Below are 16,686 nucleotides of genomic sequence, written 5' to 3' on the forward strand. Positions count from 1 at the left end.
CGTGGCCATCGAGCGGTCCATCGTCCGGCCGGTGCCCCACCGGGCCGACGCCGCCACCCTGTGCGCGATCTTCACCGTGGTCCTCATGCTGGTGCCCGCCCGTCAGGTGATCGGCGGCCTGCCGTTCGACCTCACCTACGCGGAGGCCATCGGGCTGTTCGCCGCCGTCTGGTGGTTCTGCGCGCACCTCACCAGTACGCTCGGCGCGGCCAAGGGGCCGTCGGCGGTGCGGTACGCGATCTACTTCTACGCGCTCGCCTTCCTCGCGACCTACGCCTACGCCTCCGCCGGGTGGCTGCCCTCGTACGAGCAGGACCTGTCCGACCACGTGCTGGTCATCGCGGTCGCGATGGTGGGCATCGCGCTGATCGGCGTGGACGGCGTGCCCAGCCGCGAGCGGATCGACCTGGTGCTGAAGACGCTGGTGGTGGTCGGCGCCATCATGGGGGTGATCGGCGCGATCCAGTTCCTGCTGTCGTTCGACGTGACCCAGTACATGCAGATCCCCGGCAGCCGCCTGCGGGCGGTGGAAGTGACGATCCTGGAGCGCAACGGGCTCAACCGGGTGGCCTCGACCGCGGGACACCCCATCGAGTTCGGCGTCGTGTCCGCGATGGTGCTGCCGGTCGCCCTCCACTACGCTTTCGGCGCGCGCGAACACGGTGAGCCGCAGCGGCGCTGGTGGACCCTGGTAGCGCTGATCGCCTGCGGGATGGCCTTCTCCGCCTCACGCTCGACGGTGCTGGGCCTGGCCGCCTCCGGGGCGGTGCTGTTCCTCGGCTGGCCCAACGCCCGGCGCGTCAGGGCGGCCGTCGCGCTCGCCGGTTTCCTGGTCGTCATGAAGCTGCTCGTCCCCGGCCTGATCGGGGCCATCGCCGGGCTGTTCACCAATCTGGACAACGACGAGAGCCTGCGCTGGCGGACCAACGACTACACCACGGCGATCTCGGAGTTCTCGCAGCATCCCCTGCTGGGCCGGGGCAACGGCACCTGGTTCCCGCCGCACCACCCGGTCTTCGACAACCAGTATCTGCTGACGGCCGTGCAGGGCGGCGCGATCGGCGTGCTGGCGTTCGTCGGCCTGTTCGTCGTCGGGATGTGGTCGGCGGTTCGGGTCAGGAGCATCAGCGTGGACGACCGCACCCGTGACCTCGGGCTGACGCTGGCCGCCTGCCTGATCGTGCCGGTGGTGGGCTCGGCCACGTTCGACCTGAACTCCTTCAGCACCGCCACCGCGCTGTCGTTCCTGCTCATCGGCCTGGCCGGGGCGTTGATGCGGGCCGCGCGCCGGGAGGTGCGGGCGCGCGGGGACGCTGAAAGGGCAGTCGCGCGCCGCGAGGTCAGCTCTCCAGTCGCCGCCGTGCCTCTTTCCACGAGCCGGCCGCCAGATCCCGCGCGCTGATCGCCGATACCGGGAGCGGCCAGTCGATCGCCAGGTCGGGGTCGTCGTAGCGGACGGAGATGTCCTCGGCCGGGTCGTGCGGCCGGTCGATCCGGTAGCAGACGTCGGCGTCGCTGAGCGCCTGGTAGCCGTGGAGCAGGCCGGGCGGCACGTACAGGTGCGTGAAGGTCTCGTCGTCGAGGAGCACCGACATTTGCTCGCCGAAGGTGGGCGAGCCGGGCCGGGCGTCCACGAGGACGTCGTACACCGCGCCGCGCGCGCACCTGACGAGCTTGGCCTCGCCCCGGCCGGAGCGGCCGTGCATGGCCCTGATCGCGCCCTTGACCGTGCGGGACTGGCTGTCCTGGACGAACGCCGCAGGGTCCAGGCCGTGCTCGGCCGCGATCTCGGCGTCGAACGTCCTGGTGAACAGGCCGCGCTCGTCACTGTGCGGGCTCGGGACGAACAGCAAGGTCCCCGCGAGCGCGCCTTGTTCGACTCTCATGGAGCCCATCCTGGCGGGTGTCTCCTCCGGTCGGCCACCGTGTAACGGATATAGCCCGATACCGATGTCCAAAGGGTGAGTCGGCTGACGGGGGGTGCGGCATTCCGATGGACCACTCGTCGGATGAGAACGGTCCAAAGAACCGCGCCTTACCCCTCGCGCCCCGCGCGCGGGTGGGCGCCGTCGGGATCGACGCCATCACCGAGCCGGAGGTCGCCGAGCACCTCGCGCGGGCCTGGCACGACGGCCTGGGCGGCATGATCGTGACCGCCAACGTGGACATCGTCCGCGCCGCCACCCGCGACCCCGAGCTCGCCGGGCTCGTGGCGGGCGCCGAACTCGTGGTCGCGGACGGCATGCCGGTGGTGTGGGCCGCCCGCCTCTGCGGACTGCGCGTATCCGACCGCGTCACCGGGGCCTCCCTGATCTTCACCCTCAGCGAGGTCGCCGCCCGCGAGGGACGGTCGGTGTTCCTGCTCGGCGGCGAGCCGGGGGTGGCGGAGGCCGCCGGTGAGGTATTGGTCCGGCGTTATCCCGGTTTACGGATCGCCGGAGTGTACGCACCGCCCTTCGGCTTCGAGCGGCTGGCCGGCGGGATGGGGGAGACCGTGGAGAAGGTCCGCGCGGCCGCGCCCGACCTCGTCTTCGTCGGCCTGGGCTTCCCCAAGCAGGAACGCGTCATAGCCGCGCTCCGCCCCGAACTCCCGCACGCCTGGTACATCGGCTGCGGCGCCGCCATCCCGATGGCCGCCGGGCAGTTCCGGCGGGCTCCGGACGGGATCCAGCGGGTGGGCGGCGAATGGCTGTTCAGGCTGGCCCTCGAGCCCCGTCGACTCATCCGCCGGTACCTACGTGACGACCTGCCCTTCGCGCTCAGGCTGCTGGCCGGGGCCGCGTGGCACCGGCTGGCCGCGGGCCGGCGCTCCTGATCCCCACAGATTGGTGCCTGATGACTGTTCCCGAGCGGTCGCCGCTTGCCATCGTGATCGTCACCTACCAGAGCGGGCAGGTCATCGAGGAGTGCCTGCACTCTTTGGACACCGTGCTGAGCGAAGGGGAGCCGGCCCGGATCATCGTCGTGGACAACGACTCCCCCGACGACACGGTGGAGCGGGTGCTCGCGACCGGAGTACCCGTCGAGCTGGTAGAGACCGGCCGCAACGGCGGGTTCTCGGCCGGCGTCAACGCGGGCATCGCCGCCGCCCCCGGCTGTGACGTCCTCATCCTCAACGCCGACATCCGGCTCAAACCCGACTCGGTGCGCCTGTTGCGCGAGGCGCTGGCCGTGCCCGGCACGGGCATCGCGGTGCCCCGGCTGCTGGGCGCCGACGGCATGCTGCAGCTGTCCCTGCGCCGGCGCCCCACAGTCCTGCGGGCCGTGGGAGAGGCGCTGCTCGGCGGGCTCAGAGCGGGCCGCCACGCACCGCTGGGTGAGCTCGTCGTCGACCCGCGCGCCTACGAGCGGCCGGGCACGCCCGACTGGGCGACGGGCGCCGCCTGGCTGGTCTCGCGCGCCTGCCTGGACGCCGTGGGACCGCTCGACGAGCGCTACTTCCTGTACTCGGAGGAGACCGAGTACATGCTCAAGATCCGCGATCACGGCTTCTCGATCCGCTACGAGCCAAGGGCGGTGGCCGTCCACCTCGGCGGCGAGCAGGCCAACTCCGCCCCGCTGTGGACACTCGCCGCCGCCAACCGGGTGCGGCTGCACCGGCAGCGGTACGGCAGGCCCCGCGCGCTGCTCATGCGCCTGGCGGTCGCCCTGAACGAGGCGCTGCGCGCCGTCACCCGTGGCCGGCGGGCAGGGGAGCGGCACCGGGCGGCGTTGCGCGAACTCGCGACGATGGACGAGTGGCCGACACCGCCGGGCGGTCGCCCGTTATCGCCGCCCGCGTACGTCTGCTTCTCCGCCCAGGACTGGTGGTACCACAATCGGGCCCACTCCGACTTCCAGCTCATGCGCCACCTCGCGGGATCGCGCAAGGTGCTGATCGTCAACAGCATCGGCATGCGGATGCCGCTGCCCGGCCGCTCCACCTTCGTGCTGCGGCGCATCGCCAGGAAGCTGCGCAGCGTGGCCAAGTTCGTCAGGCGGGTGGAGCCGAACCTGTGGGTGATGTCGCCGCTCCCGCTCCCCCTCTACGGCTCGCGCCTGGGCCGCGGGCTGAACGCCTGGCTGGTCAGGACGCAGGTACGGGCGGTCTGCGGGTGGCTGGGCCTGAAGGTGCCGGTGATCGTGGTGACCATCCCCACCGCCTGGGACGTGGTACGCCCGATGCGCCGCCGGGCGCTGATCTTCAACCGCTCGGACCGCCACTCCGCCTTCCCCGAGTCCGACACGAGGACGATCGAGACCCTCGAACGTGACCTTCTGGAACGTGCCGACCACGTGGTGTACGCCAGCCGAGGGCTCATGGCCGAGGAACGCCCGCTCGCGGGCACGCGGGCCCGCTTCCTCGACCACGGGGTCGACCTGGAGCACTTCAGCCGCGTACCGGCCGACCGGCAGCCCGCCGACCTGCGGGCCGTACCGGGGCCCAGGATCGGCTTCTTCGGTGCCCTGGACGACTTCGTGGTGGACTTCGACCTGCTGGAACGGGTCGCGCTCGGCCTGCCCGAGGCGTCGCTCGTGCTCGTCGGCGACGCGAACGGGCAGATCGAACGGCTCACCAAGCACCCCAACGTGCACTGGCTGGGCCTGCGCCCCTATTCGGTGATCCCCGCCTACGGCTCGGGCTTCGACGTGGCGATCATGCCGTGGCTGGACAACGAGTGGATCAAGCACGCGAACCCGATCAAGCTGAAGGAGTTCCTGGCGCTCGGCCTGCCCGTGGTCAGCACCGAGTTCGACGAGCTGGCCCATTACGCCGACCGCGTCAGGACCGCGACCACCCCTGAGCAGTTCATCGAGGCCATCCGCGTCTGCCTGGCCGAAGGCGGCCCGCAGTCGCCGGAGCGGCTGCGCGGCTCGCTGGCCGGCGCCTCCTGGTCGGCGCGGGCGGCCGACCTCATGGCGCTGGCCGAGCAGACACCCGACGCACGGAGTTGAAGAGGGCGGGCGTGAGAATACTGACAGTCACGCGGTGGGCGGCGCTGCTCACCGCCGCGACGGTGGCCGTCGGGGGCGGGCTGTGGCTGCGGTCCGTCCCGCCGAAGCCCGTCGCGAGCACGCTGCCCGCACCGGCGATGGCCTTGCGGGCGGTGCCCTGGGAAGGCGGGCCCGCCGCTTACCAGGGCTCGGCCGCCAGGGCGGGCTGGACCCGTCCCGGGTTCTTCCCCGTGGGGCTCTGGTTCGCCTCGGCGCGGACCGGCTGGGAGGTCGCGCTGGACCGGGCGGCGGGCATCAACACCTACGTCGAACTGGCCGACGGCAGCCGTCCTGAGCTGCTCAGGAAGTCCGGCATGACCGCGCTGACCAGCCGCCCGCTGCCCGGCGCGGGCGCCGAGACCGTGGGCTGGCTGATCGCCGACAAGGCCGACGTGTGGGCGGGACCGGGCAACGGGCGCTGGACGGGCGCCCGCGGTTTCACCAGCAAACCCGTCTGCGTCCCCGTACTCGTCACCTGCGGCTACACCGTCATGCGCACGCTCGCCGAGCGCCTGCCCAAGGGCGACCGGCTGCGGTACGCCTCCTTCGGCAAGGGCGTGGCCTACTGGGAGGAGGAGGCGCTGGCCGCCAAGTTCGTCAACGGCTACTCGGACGTGGTCGCGGCCGACGTCTCCTGGTACGGCGACCCCAACGTCTGCGCCGAGGCCACCCGGTGGCTGCAGCTGCCGGCGGCCCAGTGCCGCCTGGCGGCCAACTACGGCGCGACCGTCGAGCGGCTGCGCACCCTGGACGCCGCCGACGGCCGCCGGCAGCCGGTGTACGCGATCATCTCGCTCTCCGGCCTCACCCCCGAGCAGGTGGGCGGCGCGGCGATGAGCGCCCTGATCCACGGCGCCAGGGGGATCGTCTATGACGCGCACGGCACGGACCCCGCCTGCAAGGTGGACAACGTGCTCCGGCGCGCCTGCGGGAAGGCGGTCAGGCGCGGGGTCGCCGAGCTCGACCGCCGGATCGCGCGGCTCGCGCCGGTGCTCAACACCCAGTCATACGCCTACGACTTCGCGCCCGAGCTGGACACCATGCTGAAGCGCCACGACGGCGCCTACTACCTGTTCACGATGCTCGGCCGGGGCCAGGCTCCGGGGCCGCGCGTGCTGACCGTACCCAGCGATCTTTCGGCGGCGGGCCACATCGAGGAGATCTTCGAAGACCGGAGCATCCCGGTCGACAGGGAGGGACACTTCACCGAGACCTTCGACGCGGAGCACAGCTATCACGTCTACCGGATCGCCCCGTAGCTGGGAGGGCAATGACTTCTCGAACGACGAACAGACGGATCTTGCTCATCGCGGTCACCGCTCTGTTGGTGATCGCCGTGGGCTGGGTGTTCGCGCAGGCCAAGTCGACCCGTGACGACCTCGGCCTGCCGCGCGTCCCCTGGGAGGGCGGCCCGGCCTATTACGCCAAGTTCAGCGCCCCGGCCGCCGCGGGCTGGACCGCTCCATCGTTCTTCCCCATCGGAGTCTGGTTCGAGTCCGTGGTCGAGGAACGCGACGTGCGGATGGATAAGGAGGCCGGGCTCAACACCTACGTCGAGCTGACGGCCAACAGCGACATGAGCCTGATCCGCGCCAACGGAATGTCGGCGATCACCAGCAAGCCGCTGGCGGGGTCGGGCAGCGAGACGGTCGGCTGGATGATCGCCGACGAGCCCGACATGTTCGCCGGGCCGGGTGACGGCGTCTGGAGCGGCAAGTACGGCGGCGAAGGCCAGGTGTGCCTGCCCGACAAGCCGCCCTGCGGCTACACGGCGATGCGCACACTGAAGGACAAGCTACCCAAGAACGACGGCCGCCTGCACTACGCCAACTACGGCAAGGGCATCGCCATGTGGGAGTCCGACGACGAGGCGAAGAAGTTCGTCAACAGCTACACCGACGTCATGTCCACCGACGTGTACTGGTACACCGACACCGGCATCTGCCCGGAGGCCGAGAACTTCATCAAGCTGCCGACCGACCGCTGCCCGCGGGCCGCCAACTACGGCATGGTCGTCGACCGGGGCAGAAAGCTCGACGCTCTGGACGGCAAGAGGCAACCGATCTACGCGTTCGTGGAGCTCGGCTGGCCGGGTTCCAACGGCCTGCGCGCGATCACCGGCGACGAGCTGGCCGGCGCGGTGATGAACTCCCTCATCCACGAGGCACGCGGCGTCATCTACTTCAACCACAGCTTCGCCGGGCCCTGCCCGAGCCAGCACGTGCTGCGCGAGCCGTGCGCCCAGGCGACGCGGACGGCCGTGACGGAGCTGAACCGGCGGATCCGCACCCTCGCGCCCGTCCTGAACACCCAGTCCTACGTCCACACCTTCGCGCCGGGACTCGACACCATGCTCAAGGACCTCGACGGCTCCTCCTACGTCTTCGCCATGCCCAAGGCGGGCGTCCAGCCGGGGCGCCAGACGCTGAAACTGCCCAAGGCGCTGGACTCGGCCTCCAGCGTGGAGGTCCTGTTCGAGAACAGGACACTCCCCGTGAAGGACGGCGGCTTCACCGACACCTTCGAGCGGGAGAACACCTACCACGTCTACAAGGTCACGGCATGAGCGCGCCGGTGAACGTGGGCCTGGTCGGCGCCGGGCCCTGGGCGCGCGACTTCCACGCCCCCGTCTTCGCCGCCGGGCCAGAGACCCGGCTGGCGGGCGTCTGGAGCAGGCGCGCCCCGGCCGCCCAGGCGCTGGCCGAGCGATTCGGCGTGCCCGCCTTCACCTCCTACGAACGGCTGCTGGAGCGGTGCGAGGCCGTGGTCTTCGCCGTCCCGCCCGACGTCCAGGCGGCCATGGCCGTCCAGGCGGCACGTCAGGGCCGGGCGCTGCTGCTGGAGAAGCCGATCGCGCTGACCGTACGCGACGCGCAGGCGCTCGCCGACGAGGTGGACGCCACGGGCGTGGCCACGCAACTCGTGCTGACCAACCGCTACCGTCCCGCCGTACGCGAGTTCCTCAAGCGGGCCCGCGACTTCCCGGCCATCGGTGCCCGCGCCATGCAGCTCACCGGCGAATTCCTGGACGACACCTTCGCCGACAGCCCGTGGCGCTCCCGCGCGGGCGTGCTCTACAACACCGGGCCGCACGGCCTGGACCTGCTCGACGCGGCGCTGGGCCGCATCACGGAGGTCAGGCCGGCCGGCAACCGGGCCGGCTTCCTGGCGCTGACCTGCCTGCACGAGAACGAGGTGATCAGCCAGCTGACGATCTGCGGCCGGGTCCCGCAGCGCCGCAGGACTCGCTATGAGCTGTACGGCCCGGAGGGCACGCTGGTGCTCGACTCCGAACACCTGCCGGAGGACTCGACGGAGACCAGAGCGACCCTGCGCTCCGAGTTCGCCACCGCCGTACGGACCGGCCGCTCACACGAGATCGACGTGCACCGGGGCCTGCACCTGCAGCGGCTCCTGGCGCAGGCGGAGCCGCGCTAAGAGGTCTCCGGCACCGCGACCGCGACCGGGGCGGGCTTGCGCTGCCGCAGGCGCAGCGCGGGCCGTTCGACCAGCCGCCAGCTGAGCGCGGCCAGCGGCAGCACGATGCCGACCGTGGCCAGCAACACGAGCGCGGGCGTCCGGAGCCCGTACTGGACCAGCACCTGCTGGGCGGGGAAGGCCAGCAGGTAGGTCCCGTACGACAGGTCGTAGGAGCCGGTGGGCCGGTGCAGCCACGTCGGCGCGCGGAAGGCGATGAGGAACGTGAGGCAGGTGACCGCCGCGATGGCCCCCAGATTGGCCACCGGCGTGCCCCACAGCAGCCACCACGCGAGCACCACGGGGACCGTCAGCCAGAGCGGCGGGACCCAGCGCAGCTCCCTGATCAGCATGCCGAGCGCGAAGAACGCCACGGGCTGCGCGGCGTACGCCGACACGACCAGGGGGATGAGCGGACCGGAGTAGCCGGTGAGGTGGATGACCGAGGCGGCGGCCAGCGCGAGCAGCACCAGCCCGACCAGGACCGTCCGGCGGCGCAGCAGCCCCAGCAGGCCCATGACCGCCACACCGACGTAGCAGAGCACCTCCACCCAGATCGTCCAGAGCGACCCGTTGACCGCGTCCGGATAGGGGAGCCCCTGGAAGACGCCGGGCAGCGCGTAGCTCACCGGCTGGATGAGCAGCCCTCTGGCGATGTAGCCCCAGGCACCGGAGCCGGAGAAGTACGAGGCGGCGGGCAGCGTACTCACCAAGGGCCCGAGCAGCAGGGCCGTGGCGACGACGACGAGCGCGTACGCGGGATAGATGCGCAATGCCCTGCGGAGCGTGTAGCGGCGGACCGACGGGTCGGACAGCCAGCTCGTGCTGATCAGGTAGCCGCTGATGAGGAAGAAGACCCCGACGCCTATGCCGCCGACCCCTATCCCGCTGTCGGGGGTCAGGGGTGTCCCGTGCCCGGTCAGCACCCAGCTGTGCTCGACGATGACCGCCAGCGCGCCCAGGAGGCGCAGCAGGTTGAAGGCGTTCAGCCGGGATTGACCAGGCCCGTTTTGCGCTTCGGCCACTCCGCAGCTCCCCCGCGAGTCCGATGCATCGGAGGTGTATCGGTTCGCGAAGGAGCTGCGTTACCCCACGGTTTCAGCCGATGCGCCAGGTGTCTCCACCCATGAGCAGATCGCTGAGGTCGCCGGCGCCCTTCTGCGCCACGGCCTCCTCCATCTGCTCGGCCATCAGCACGTCGTACGCGGGCCGGTCGATCGAGCGGAAGATGCCGATCGGCACGTGCTCGAACGCGGGCTCGTCCAGCCGTGACAGCGCGAAGGCCAGCGACGGGTCGGGGTGGTGCGCGTCGTGCACCAGGATCTGGTCGGCGCTCACCGAGGCGCGGTCGGCCACCTCGATGCCGCCGTTGGCCGCCCTGACGACCGCCTTCGACGCCGACACGATCGGCTGCCCGTGCTCCAGCCGCAGCGTGATGTCGTCGCGGATCTCCGGATCCTTGAGCTGTTCGAAGGCGTTGTCGTTGAAGATGTTGCAGTTCTGGTAGATCTCCACCAGCGAGGTGCCGCGGTGGGCGGTGGCCTCGCGCAGCACCGACTGCAGGTGCTTGCGGTCGGAGTCGATCGTCCTGGCCACGAACGACGCCTCGGCGCCGATGGCCAGCGAGATCGGGTTGAACGGCTTGTCCAGCGAGCCCATCGGCGTCGACTTGGTGATCTTGCCGACTTCCGAGGTGGGGGAGTACTGGCCCTTGGTCAGACCGTAGATCCTGTTGTTGAACAGCAGGATGTTGAGGTTGACGTTGCGGCGCAGCGCGTGGATCAGGTGGTTGCCGCCGATCGACAGCGCGTCGCCGTCACCCGTGATCACCCACACCGACAGGTCGGGCCGGCTCGCGGCGAGCCCGGTCGCGATCGCCGGCGCGCGGCCGTGGATCGAGTGGAAGCCGTAGGTGTTGAGGTAGTACGGGAAGCGGGAGGAGCAGCCGATCCCGGAGACGAACACGATGTTCTCGCGCTTGAGCCCGAGCTCCGGCAGGAAGCTCTGCACGGCGGCCAGGATCGCGTAGTCACCGCAACCGGGGCACCAGCGCACCTCCTGGTCGGACTTGAAGTCCTTCAGGCCCTGCTTGGTGTCCGTCTTGGGGACGAGCGAGAGGCCCTTCCCATTGATCAGCTCAGTCACTGTCGATCACGTCCTGGATGACTCCGGCCAGCTCCTCGGCCTTGAACGGAAGCCCGCGCACACGGTTGTAGCTGATGATGTCGACGAGGTAGCGCGCCCGCAGCAGCAGCGCGAGCTGGCCCAGGTTGATCTCGGGCAGCAGCACCTTGTCGTAGCTCTTGAGGATCTCGCCGGTGTTGGCGGGCAGGGGGTTGAGGTGGCGCAGGTGCGCCTGCGCGACCTTGCCGCCGCTCTTCCTGATGCGGCGTACGGCCGCCGCGATCGGGCCGTAGGTCGAACCCCAGCCCAGCACCAGCACCTTGGCGTCGCCGTCGGCGTCGTCGACCTGCAGGTCGGGCACGTCGACGCCGGCGATCTTGGCGGCCCGGGTCCTGACCATCAGGTCGTGGTTGTTCGGGTCGTAGCTGATGTTGCCCGTGCCGTCGGCCTTCTCGATGCCGCCGATCCGGTGCTCCAGGCCCGGCGTGCCGGGGATGGCCCACGGGCGGGCGAGCGTGTCGGTGTCGCGCTTGAACGGCAGGAACTCGCCGTCATCACCGTTGGGCGCCGTGGTGAATTCCTGGGAGATGTCGGGTAGTTCGGACACCTCCGGCAGGCGCCACGGCTCGGAGCCGTTGGCCAGGTAGCCGTCCGACAGCAGCATGACCGGAGTGCGGTACTTGACCGCGATCCGCGCCGCCTCGATGGCGGCGTCGAAGCAGTCGCTCGGCGACATCGGCGCCACGATCGGCAGCGGAGACTCGCCGTTGCGGCCGAACATGGCCATCAGCAGGTCGGTCTGCTCGGTCTTGGTCGGCATGCCGGTGCTCGGACCGGCCCGCTGCACGTCGACGATGAGCAGCGGCAGCTCCGTGGTGACCGCGAGGCCGACGGTCTCGGCCTTCAGCGCCACACCGGGCCCCGACGTCGTGGTCACGCCCAGCGCGCCGCCGAACGCCGCGCCCAGCGCCGCGCCGACACCCGCGATCTCGTCCTCCGCCTGGAAGGTGCGGACGCCGAACCGCTTGTGCTTGGACAGCTCGTGCAGGATGTCACTGGCCGGCGTGATCGGGTAGGAGCCGAGGAACAGCGGCAGCTTCGACTGCACGCTCGCGGCGATGAGGCCGTAGGCCAGGGCCTGGTTGCCCGAGATGTTGCGGTAGACACCGGGCGCCAGCTGGGCCGGCTTCACCTCATAGGAGACCGAGAACGCCTCGGTGGTCTCGCCGTAGTTCCAGCCCGCCTGGAAGGCCGCGATGTTGGCCTTGGCGATCTCCGGCTTCTTGGCGAACTTCTGCTCAAGGAACTTGATTGTGTGCTCGGTCGGCCGGTGGTACAGCCACGAGAGCAGGCCCAGCGCGAACATGTTCTTCGAACGCTCGGCGTCCTTCTTGGACAGGTCGAAGCCTTCGAGCGCCTTGACCGTCAGCGAGGTCAGCGCCACCGCGTGGACGCGCCACTCGTTGAGCGAGTCGTCCTCCAGCGGGTTGGCCGCGTAGCCGACCTTCTGCAGGTTGCGCTTGGTGAACTCGTCGATGTTGGCGATGATGTCGGCGCCACGGGGCAGGTCGCCCAGGTTGGCCTTGAGCGCCGCCGGGTTCATCGCGACGAGCACGTTGGGGGCGTCACCCGGCGTCAGGATGTCGTGGTCGGCGAAGTGCAGCTGAAAGCTCGACACACCGGGGAGGGTGCCTGCGGGGGCGCGGATCTCGGCGGGGAAGTTGGGCAGCGTCGACAGGTCGTTGCCGAACTCCGCGGTGCCCGCGGTGAAGCGGTCGCCCGTGAGCTGCATGCCGTCACCGGAGTCCCCGGCGAATCGGATGATCACGCGGTCGAGTTGCTGGACCTGCTTCGTCACAGCTCAGTCCTCCTCGACGCGCCGGTGGCTGTGGGCGCGTTCTCAGTTTCCATGCTAGATCCTCGCGAGGTTCAACACGTTTCCTCGCCACATAATGCGGGTAAACGCGGAGGCAATCAGGGGCTACCGGAGAACCACTAGGGGTGACACAGGCCGCCGGCGATTGTGCACAGGTCTACGTGCAGCCGTGCGAAGAGGACTGTTCGGGTCACGAGCGCCAACTATACGTCCCCCCAGGGCGTGGACTACGTCTGGGGGCGCTCTGGCGTGCTCGCCGACCCCGGCCGGTATAGGCGTCCTGCCTGCATCCTCGCTGTTCCATACAACTCTGGAACGGTGACGAGGGTGTAACCCTTCCCGCGCAATCTTTTGACGATGTCCGGGACCGCGTCCACGATCGTCTTGTTGACGTTGTGCATGAGCACGATGCTCCCGGCCCGCACCCGGCGGGTCACCCGGTCGGTGATCGTCTTGGCGTCGTCCACGCGCCCGTCGCCCGCGTCGACGTCCCAGCCGACGATGGCCAGGCCCATCTCTCCCGCCACGTCCGTGACGTCCTCGTTCACCATTCCGTAGGGAGCGCGCATCAGCGTGGGGCGCTCGCCGATGGTGGTCGTTATGGCGTCCTGGGTACGGCCGAGCGAATCGGCGATCTTGCTGGTCGGCAGCTGCGACAGGTCCCGGTGCGCCCAGGTGTGGTTGGCCACCAGGTGCCCCTCGGCACTCATCCTGCGCACCAGGTCCGGCCGGGCGGCGGCGTTGATACCGATGGTGAAGAAGGTGGCTCGCGCCTTTGCCTTGAGCAGCACGTCGAGCAGCCGGGGTGTGGCGGGGCCTGGACCGTCGTTGAAGGTCAGCGCGACGCACTTGGTCTGGGCGCAGTCGACCGAGCCCGCCTGGTTGCTGGCGGCCTCCGGGCTGGGCGTCGGGACCGTCTTCGGCACGGTCGCGGACGTCTGCTCGGCGGCCGTCCGTACGGCATGCTGAGCGGCCCGTCCGGTCGGCGACAGCAGGGGCTCCACCTGCCGGGCGGGTACGGCCACGGCCACGCGGCCGAGGGAACATGGCCCGACCTGGCAGTCGTCGAACTCCACCACCAGGTCCCCGTCATGGTTGAAGGCCATCGAGTCGAACTGCTCGCCGGTCAGCTCGTGGGCGGTCGTCGGGGTGCCGCGCTTGGCGAGCTGGCTCCTGACCAGGCGCGTGAGGTCATACAGCGCGCTCTGCGCGGCGAGCAGGCCCGTCGAGCCGGTCGCCTGGCCGGTCTTGCGGTCGTACCAGAGGGTCCGGGTGGAGTTGCTCCAGCCGTCGCCGAGGGACTCGCCGGTGCGCAGCCGTACCCCGACGATCTCGCCGGAGGCGGCGGTGAGCTGCCAGTCCATGTTCAGCTCGGGGCGGGGGCGCGGCGCGTCGAACCTGGTGGCCTCGCGGAAGCCGCGCAGCACCCGCTCGGCCTCGCCGCGCAGGGCCGCGTTGAGGCGGGGGGCGTCCGGCAGCTGGGGGTAGGTGATGTGCACATAGCGACCCGCGTTCTCGCCCTCGTCGCCGCCCAGGTTTCTGGTCCCCAGACCGTCCACGGTCGCCGGGTCGACGAAGTCGATCATGGTCGGCTCCGCCGGGACCATGACGTCGTGCTCGTGCTCAGGCTCGGGGGAGGCGGTTGCCAGCCCACCACCTGCCGCGGAGAGGACTAGCAGCGCGATTCCTCCGAAGAATCGCTTTTTGTGCATGGCCGACAGGCTATGGGGGAGATCGCGTGGTTTACCCCGTTTTGGGGTGATAGGGACGGAGCTTTGACTGGGTTACGATCAGGACATGGACGGCTACTTCGGGTCCTACGTGCTGGTCGCCGCGCTGCTGCTGATCGGCGTGGCCATCGTGGCCGGGGCCCTCCTGGCCAACCGCCTCCTGCGCCCGACCAGGCCGACGGCCGAGAAGCTGACCACGTACGAGTGCGGCGTCGACCCCGTCGGCGACGGCTGGGCCCAGTCGCAGGTGCGTTACTACGTCTTCACCTACCTGTACGTGGTCTTCGCCGTGGACGCCGTCTTCCTCTTCCCGTGGGCCACGGTCTTCGACGCGCCGGGATACGGGCTGACGACGCTCGTGGAGATGTTCGTCTTCCTGGGGTTCATCGCGCTCGGCATCCTCTATGCCTGGCGGAAGCGCGTACTCGCCTGGACTTAGGTTGTTTTTCGGTCGATCACCCGGGGACTCTCTACTCCTGGGGGAGATCGCGAGGGACAATGGTCGTATGGCAGCCACGGATCTCCCGATGCCCACAGTGGGGCCGATCTCGCGCTTGGCGCCCAAGCCGATGCGCTTCGTGCTCAACTGGGGGCGGCGATATTCGCTGTGGGTGTTCAACTTCGGGCTCGCCTGCTGCGCGATCGAGTTCATCGCGACCTCGATGAGCCGGCACGATTTCATCCGGTTCGGGGTGATCCCTTTCGCCAACGGGCCGCGCCAGGCCGACCTGATGATCGTCTCGGGCACCGTCACCGACAAGATGGCTCCCGCTGTGAAGCGTCTCTATGAGCAGATGCCCGATCCGAAGTACGTGATCTCGTTCGGTGCCTGCTCCAACACCGGCGGGCCCTATTGGGACTCCTACTGCGTCACCAATGGTGTCGACCAGATCATTCCCGTGGACGTCTATGTGCCCGGGTGCCCGCCCAGGCCGGAGGCGCTGCTGCACGGGATCATGAAGCTGCAGGAGAAGATCGCGGCGGAGCGGCTCAGCGACCGCTACGTGTGGTCCCGCTCGCACGAGGGAGAGTTGTGACCCTGGAAGAGCGGTTCGGTGAGCGAGTCTCGGTCTCCACCTCCTTCGGTGAGACCACCGTCGACGTCGCCACGGCGGACTGGATCGAGGTCCTGACCTTCCTCAGGGACTCCGGCCACACCTTCTTCGACTGGCTGACCGGGGTCGACGATCCGCCCGACGGGTTCTTCGTGGTCGCCCACGTCTACGACCCCGACTCGTGCGAACGCGTGCTCGTCCGCACCCGGGTGCCGCGCGCCGACCCGCGCCTGCCCTCGGCCGTGGGCGTCTACCGGGGTGCCAACTGGCACGAGCGCGAGACGTACGAGATGTTCGGGGTGCTCTTCGACGGCCACCCCTACCTGGTGCCGCTGTTGCTGCCCGACGGCTTCGAGGGGCATCCGCTGCGCAAGGACTTCATCCTCGCCGCCCGGGTGGCCAAGCCCTGGCCGGGAGCCAAGGAGCCGGGCGAATCGGGGCACGGCTCGCCGAGCCGGCGCAAGACGCTGCCGCCCGGCGTACCCGCCGACTGGGGGACACCCGATGCCTGACGTGGTGCTGCGCTTCGCCGCCATTCTCGTCGTGTTCCTCGTGCTGCCGCTGATCGTCGGGCAGACCGAGCACAAGGTCATGGCGCACATGCAGTCGCGCCTCGGGCCGATGTACGCGGGCGGCTTCCACGGCTGGGCGCAGCTCATCGCCGACGGGGTGAAGTTCGCGCAGAAGGAGGACGTCATCCCGGCCGCGGCCGACCGGCGCATCTTCATGATCGCCCCAGGTGTCGCGCTGGTGCCGTACCTGCTCGTACTGATCGCCATCCCCGTCGACCAGGGCCTCGTCGGCGTGGACCTCGACCTCGGGCTGTTCTTCGTACTCGCGGTGATGGGCATCGGGGTGCTCGGCTCGATCATGGCGGGGTGGGCGTCGGCCAACAAATACTCGGTGCTCGGCGGCATGCGGGCGGCCGCCCAGCTCATGTCGTACGAGCTGCCGCTGGTGCTGGCGGCCTCCTCGGTCGCGATGGCGGCGGGCACGCTGTCCATCCCGGGGATCGTGTCGGCGTGGCAGTGGTGGTGGCTGCCGTGGCAGGCCATCGGCGGCGTGGTGTTCTTCCTGGCCGGCCTGGCCGAGCTGCGCCGCCCGCCCTTCGACATGCCGATCGCCGAGTCCGAGATCATCATGGGCCCGATGACCGAATACACCGGGATGCGGTTCGCCCTGTTCATGCTCTCGGAGTATGTGGGGATCGTCGTGCTGTCGTTCCTGACCGCAGTGCTGTTTTTGGGCGGCTGGCACGGGCCGTTGCTGGCCGGGTGGGTGTGGACGCTGGTCAAGGTCTTCGTGCTGGCCTTTTTGGTGATTTGGCTGCGGGTGAGCTTTCCCCGGCTGCGCGAGGACCAACTGCAGAAGCTGGCCTGGGTGGTGCTGGTGCCGCTGGCGCTGGCGCAACTGGCGCTGACGGGTGTGGTGAAGGTCCTCACTTAGTGGG

General features: G+C 69.8%; 15 protein-coding genes. 10 read left to right on the forward strand and 5 right to left on the reverse strand.

Annotated elements, in window-relative coordinates; translation table 11 throughout:
- Window position 1: 1 nt before the first annotated feature.
- The gene (locus tag ACGFJ2_RS29830) at window positions 2-1,402 is read left to right on the forward strand and encodes an O-antigen ligase family protein (RefSeq protein ID WP_393473997.1); all 1,401 of its coding nucleotides are present in this window, start codon (window positions 2-4) and stop codon (window positions 1,400-1,402) included.
- Here the strand turns inward: ACGFJ2_RS29830 and ACGFJ2_RS29835 are convergent.
- Window positions 1,341-1,886, reverse strand: coding sequence for a dTDP-4-dehydrorhamnose 3,5-epimerase family protein (locus ACGFJ2_RS29835; RefSeq protein WP_393473782.1), 546 nt, complete (start codon window positions 1,884-1,886; stop codon window positions 1,341-1,343). The two genes, ACGFJ2_RS29830 and ACGFJ2_RS29835, sit on opposite strands and share 62 nt — an antisense overlap.
- 107 nt (window positions 1,887-1,993) lie before the next feature.
- Between ACGFJ2_RS29835 and ACGFJ2_RS29840 the strand changes: the two genes are divergently transcribed.
- The 5 genes from ACGFJ2_RS29840 to ACGFJ2_RS29860 are packed head-to-tail and all read left to right on the forward strand — an operon-like array spanning window position 1,994 to window position 8,412.
- On the forward strand, window positions 1,994-2,815 hold the full coding sequence (locus ACGFJ2_RS29840; protein ID WP_393473785.1) for a WecB/TagA/CpsF family glycosyltransferase: 822 nt from the start codon (window positions 1,994-1,996) through the stop codon (window positions 2,813-2,815).
- Between the two features lie 20 nt (window positions 2,816-2,835).
- The gene (locus tag ACGFJ2_RS29845; protein ID WP_393473788.1) at window positions 2,836-4,935 is read left to right on the forward strand and encodes a glycosyltransferase; all 2,100 of its coding nucleotides are present in this window, start codon (window positions 2,836-2,838) and stop codon (window positions 4,933-4,935) included.
- An 11-nt stretch (window positions 4,936-4,946) separates the two neighbouring features.
- On the forward strand, window positions 4,947-6,233 hold the full coding sequence (locus tag ACGFJ2_RS29850) for a hypothetical protein (protein ID WP_393473791.1): 1,287 nt from the start codon (window positions 4,947-4,949) through the stop codon (window positions 6,231-6,233).
- 11 nt (window positions 6,234-6,244) lie between these two features.
- Entirely contained in the window at window positions 6,245-7,540 is a 1,296-nt protein-coding gene (locus ACGFJ2_RS29855) for a hypothetical protein (protein WP_393473793.1), read from the forward strand.
- Complete coding sequence (locus ACGFJ2_RS29860) at window positions 7,537-8,412, forward strand: Gfo/Idh/MocA family protein (RefSeq protein ID WP_393473796.1); 876 nt, start codon at window positions 7,537-7,539, stop codon at window positions 8,410-8,412. Before ACGFJ2_RS29855 ends, ACGFJ2_RS29860 begins: the two co-directional genes overlap by 4 nt.
- On the opposite strand, the gene ACGFJ2_RS29865 is transcribed toward ACGFJ2_RS29860, so the two are convergent.
- The 4 genes from ACGFJ2_RS29865 to ACGFJ2_RS29880 all read right to left on the reverse strand — a co-directional run bounded on the left by ACGFJ2_RS29865 (window position 8,409) and on the right by ACGFJ2_RS29880 (window position 14,163).
- Window positions 8,409-9,476: an acyltransferase family protein gene (locus ACGFJ2_RS29865; protein WP_393473799.1), complete on the reverse strand. Its 1,068-nt coding sequence runs from the start codon at window positions 9,474-9,476 to the stop codon at window positions 8,409-8,411. The genes ACGFJ2_RS29860 and ACGFJ2_RS29865 overlap by 4 nt on opposite strands.
- A 73-nt stretch (window positions 9,477-9,549) precedes the next feature.
- Window positions 9,550-10,596, reverse strand: coding sequence for a 2-oxoacid:ferredoxin oxidoreductase subunit beta (locus tag ACGFJ2_RS29870; protein ID WP_393473802.1), 1,047 nt, complete (start codon window positions 10,594-10,596; stop codon window positions 9,550-9,552).
- Window positions 10,589-12,433 carry a 2-oxoacid:acceptor oxidoreductase subunit alpha gene (locus ACGFJ2_RS29875; RefSeq protein ID WP_393473805.1) on the reverse strand — a complete coding sequence of 615 codons (1,845 nt, stop codon included), beginning with the start codon at window positions 12,431-12,433 and terminating at the stop codon, window positions 10,589-10,591. Before ACGFJ2_RS29875 ends, ACGFJ2_RS29870 begins: the two co-directional genes overlap by 8 nt.
- Window positions 12,434-12,678: 245 nt before the next feature.
- On the reverse strand, window positions 12,679-14,163 hold the full coding sequence (locus ACGFJ2_RS29880) for a polysaccharide deacetylase family protein (protein ID WP_393473808.1): 1,485 nt from the start codon (window positions 14,161-14,163) through the stop codon (window positions 12,679-12,681).
- A gap of 85 nt (window positions 14,164-14,248) precedes the next feature.
- Between ACGFJ2_RS29880 and ACGFJ2_RS29885 the strand changes: the two genes are divergently transcribed.
- From ACGFJ2_RS29885 to ACGFJ2_RS29900, 4 genes are all read left to right on the forward strand, one after another.
- Window positions 14,249-14,620 carry an NADH-quinone oxidoreductase subunit A gene (locus ACGFJ2_RS29885; protein WP_357954877.1) on the forward strand — a complete coding sequence of 124 codons (372 nt, stop codon included), beginning with the start codon at window positions 14,249-14,251 and terminating at the stop codon, window positions 14,618-14,620.
- Window positions 14,621-14,708: 88 nt separating this feature from the next.
- Window positions 14,709-15,218: an NADH-quinone oxidoreductase subunit B gene (locus ACGFJ2_RS29890; RefSeq protein WP_393474000.1), complete on the forward strand. Its 510-nt coding sequence runs from the start codon at window positions 14,709-14,711 to the stop codon at window positions 15,216-15,218.
- A complete protein-coding gene (locus ACGFJ2_RS29895; protein ID WP_357954879.1) occupies window positions 15,215-15,748 on the forward strand; it encodes an NADH-quinone oxidoreductase subunit C in 534 nt (177 codons plus the stop codon). The genes ACGFJ2_RS29890 and ACGFJ2_RS29895 overlap by 4 nt, the downstream gene beginning before the upstream one ends.
- Window positions 15,741-16,682, forward strand: coding sequence for an NADH-quinone oxidoreductase subunit H (locus tag ACGFJ2_RS29900; RefSeq protein ID WP_393473813.1), 942 nt, complete (start codon window positions 15,741-15,743; stop codon window positions 16,680-16,682). Before ACGFJ2_RS29895 ends, ACGFJ2_RS29900 begins: the two co-directional genes overlap by 8 nt.
- Window positions 16,683-16,686: the final 4 nt, after the last annotated feature.

Source organism: Nonomuraea sp. NPDC049028, from assembly GCF_043197735.1.
GTDB lineage: Bacteria > Actinomycetota > Actinomycetes > Streptosporangiales > Streptosporangiaceae > Nonomuraea.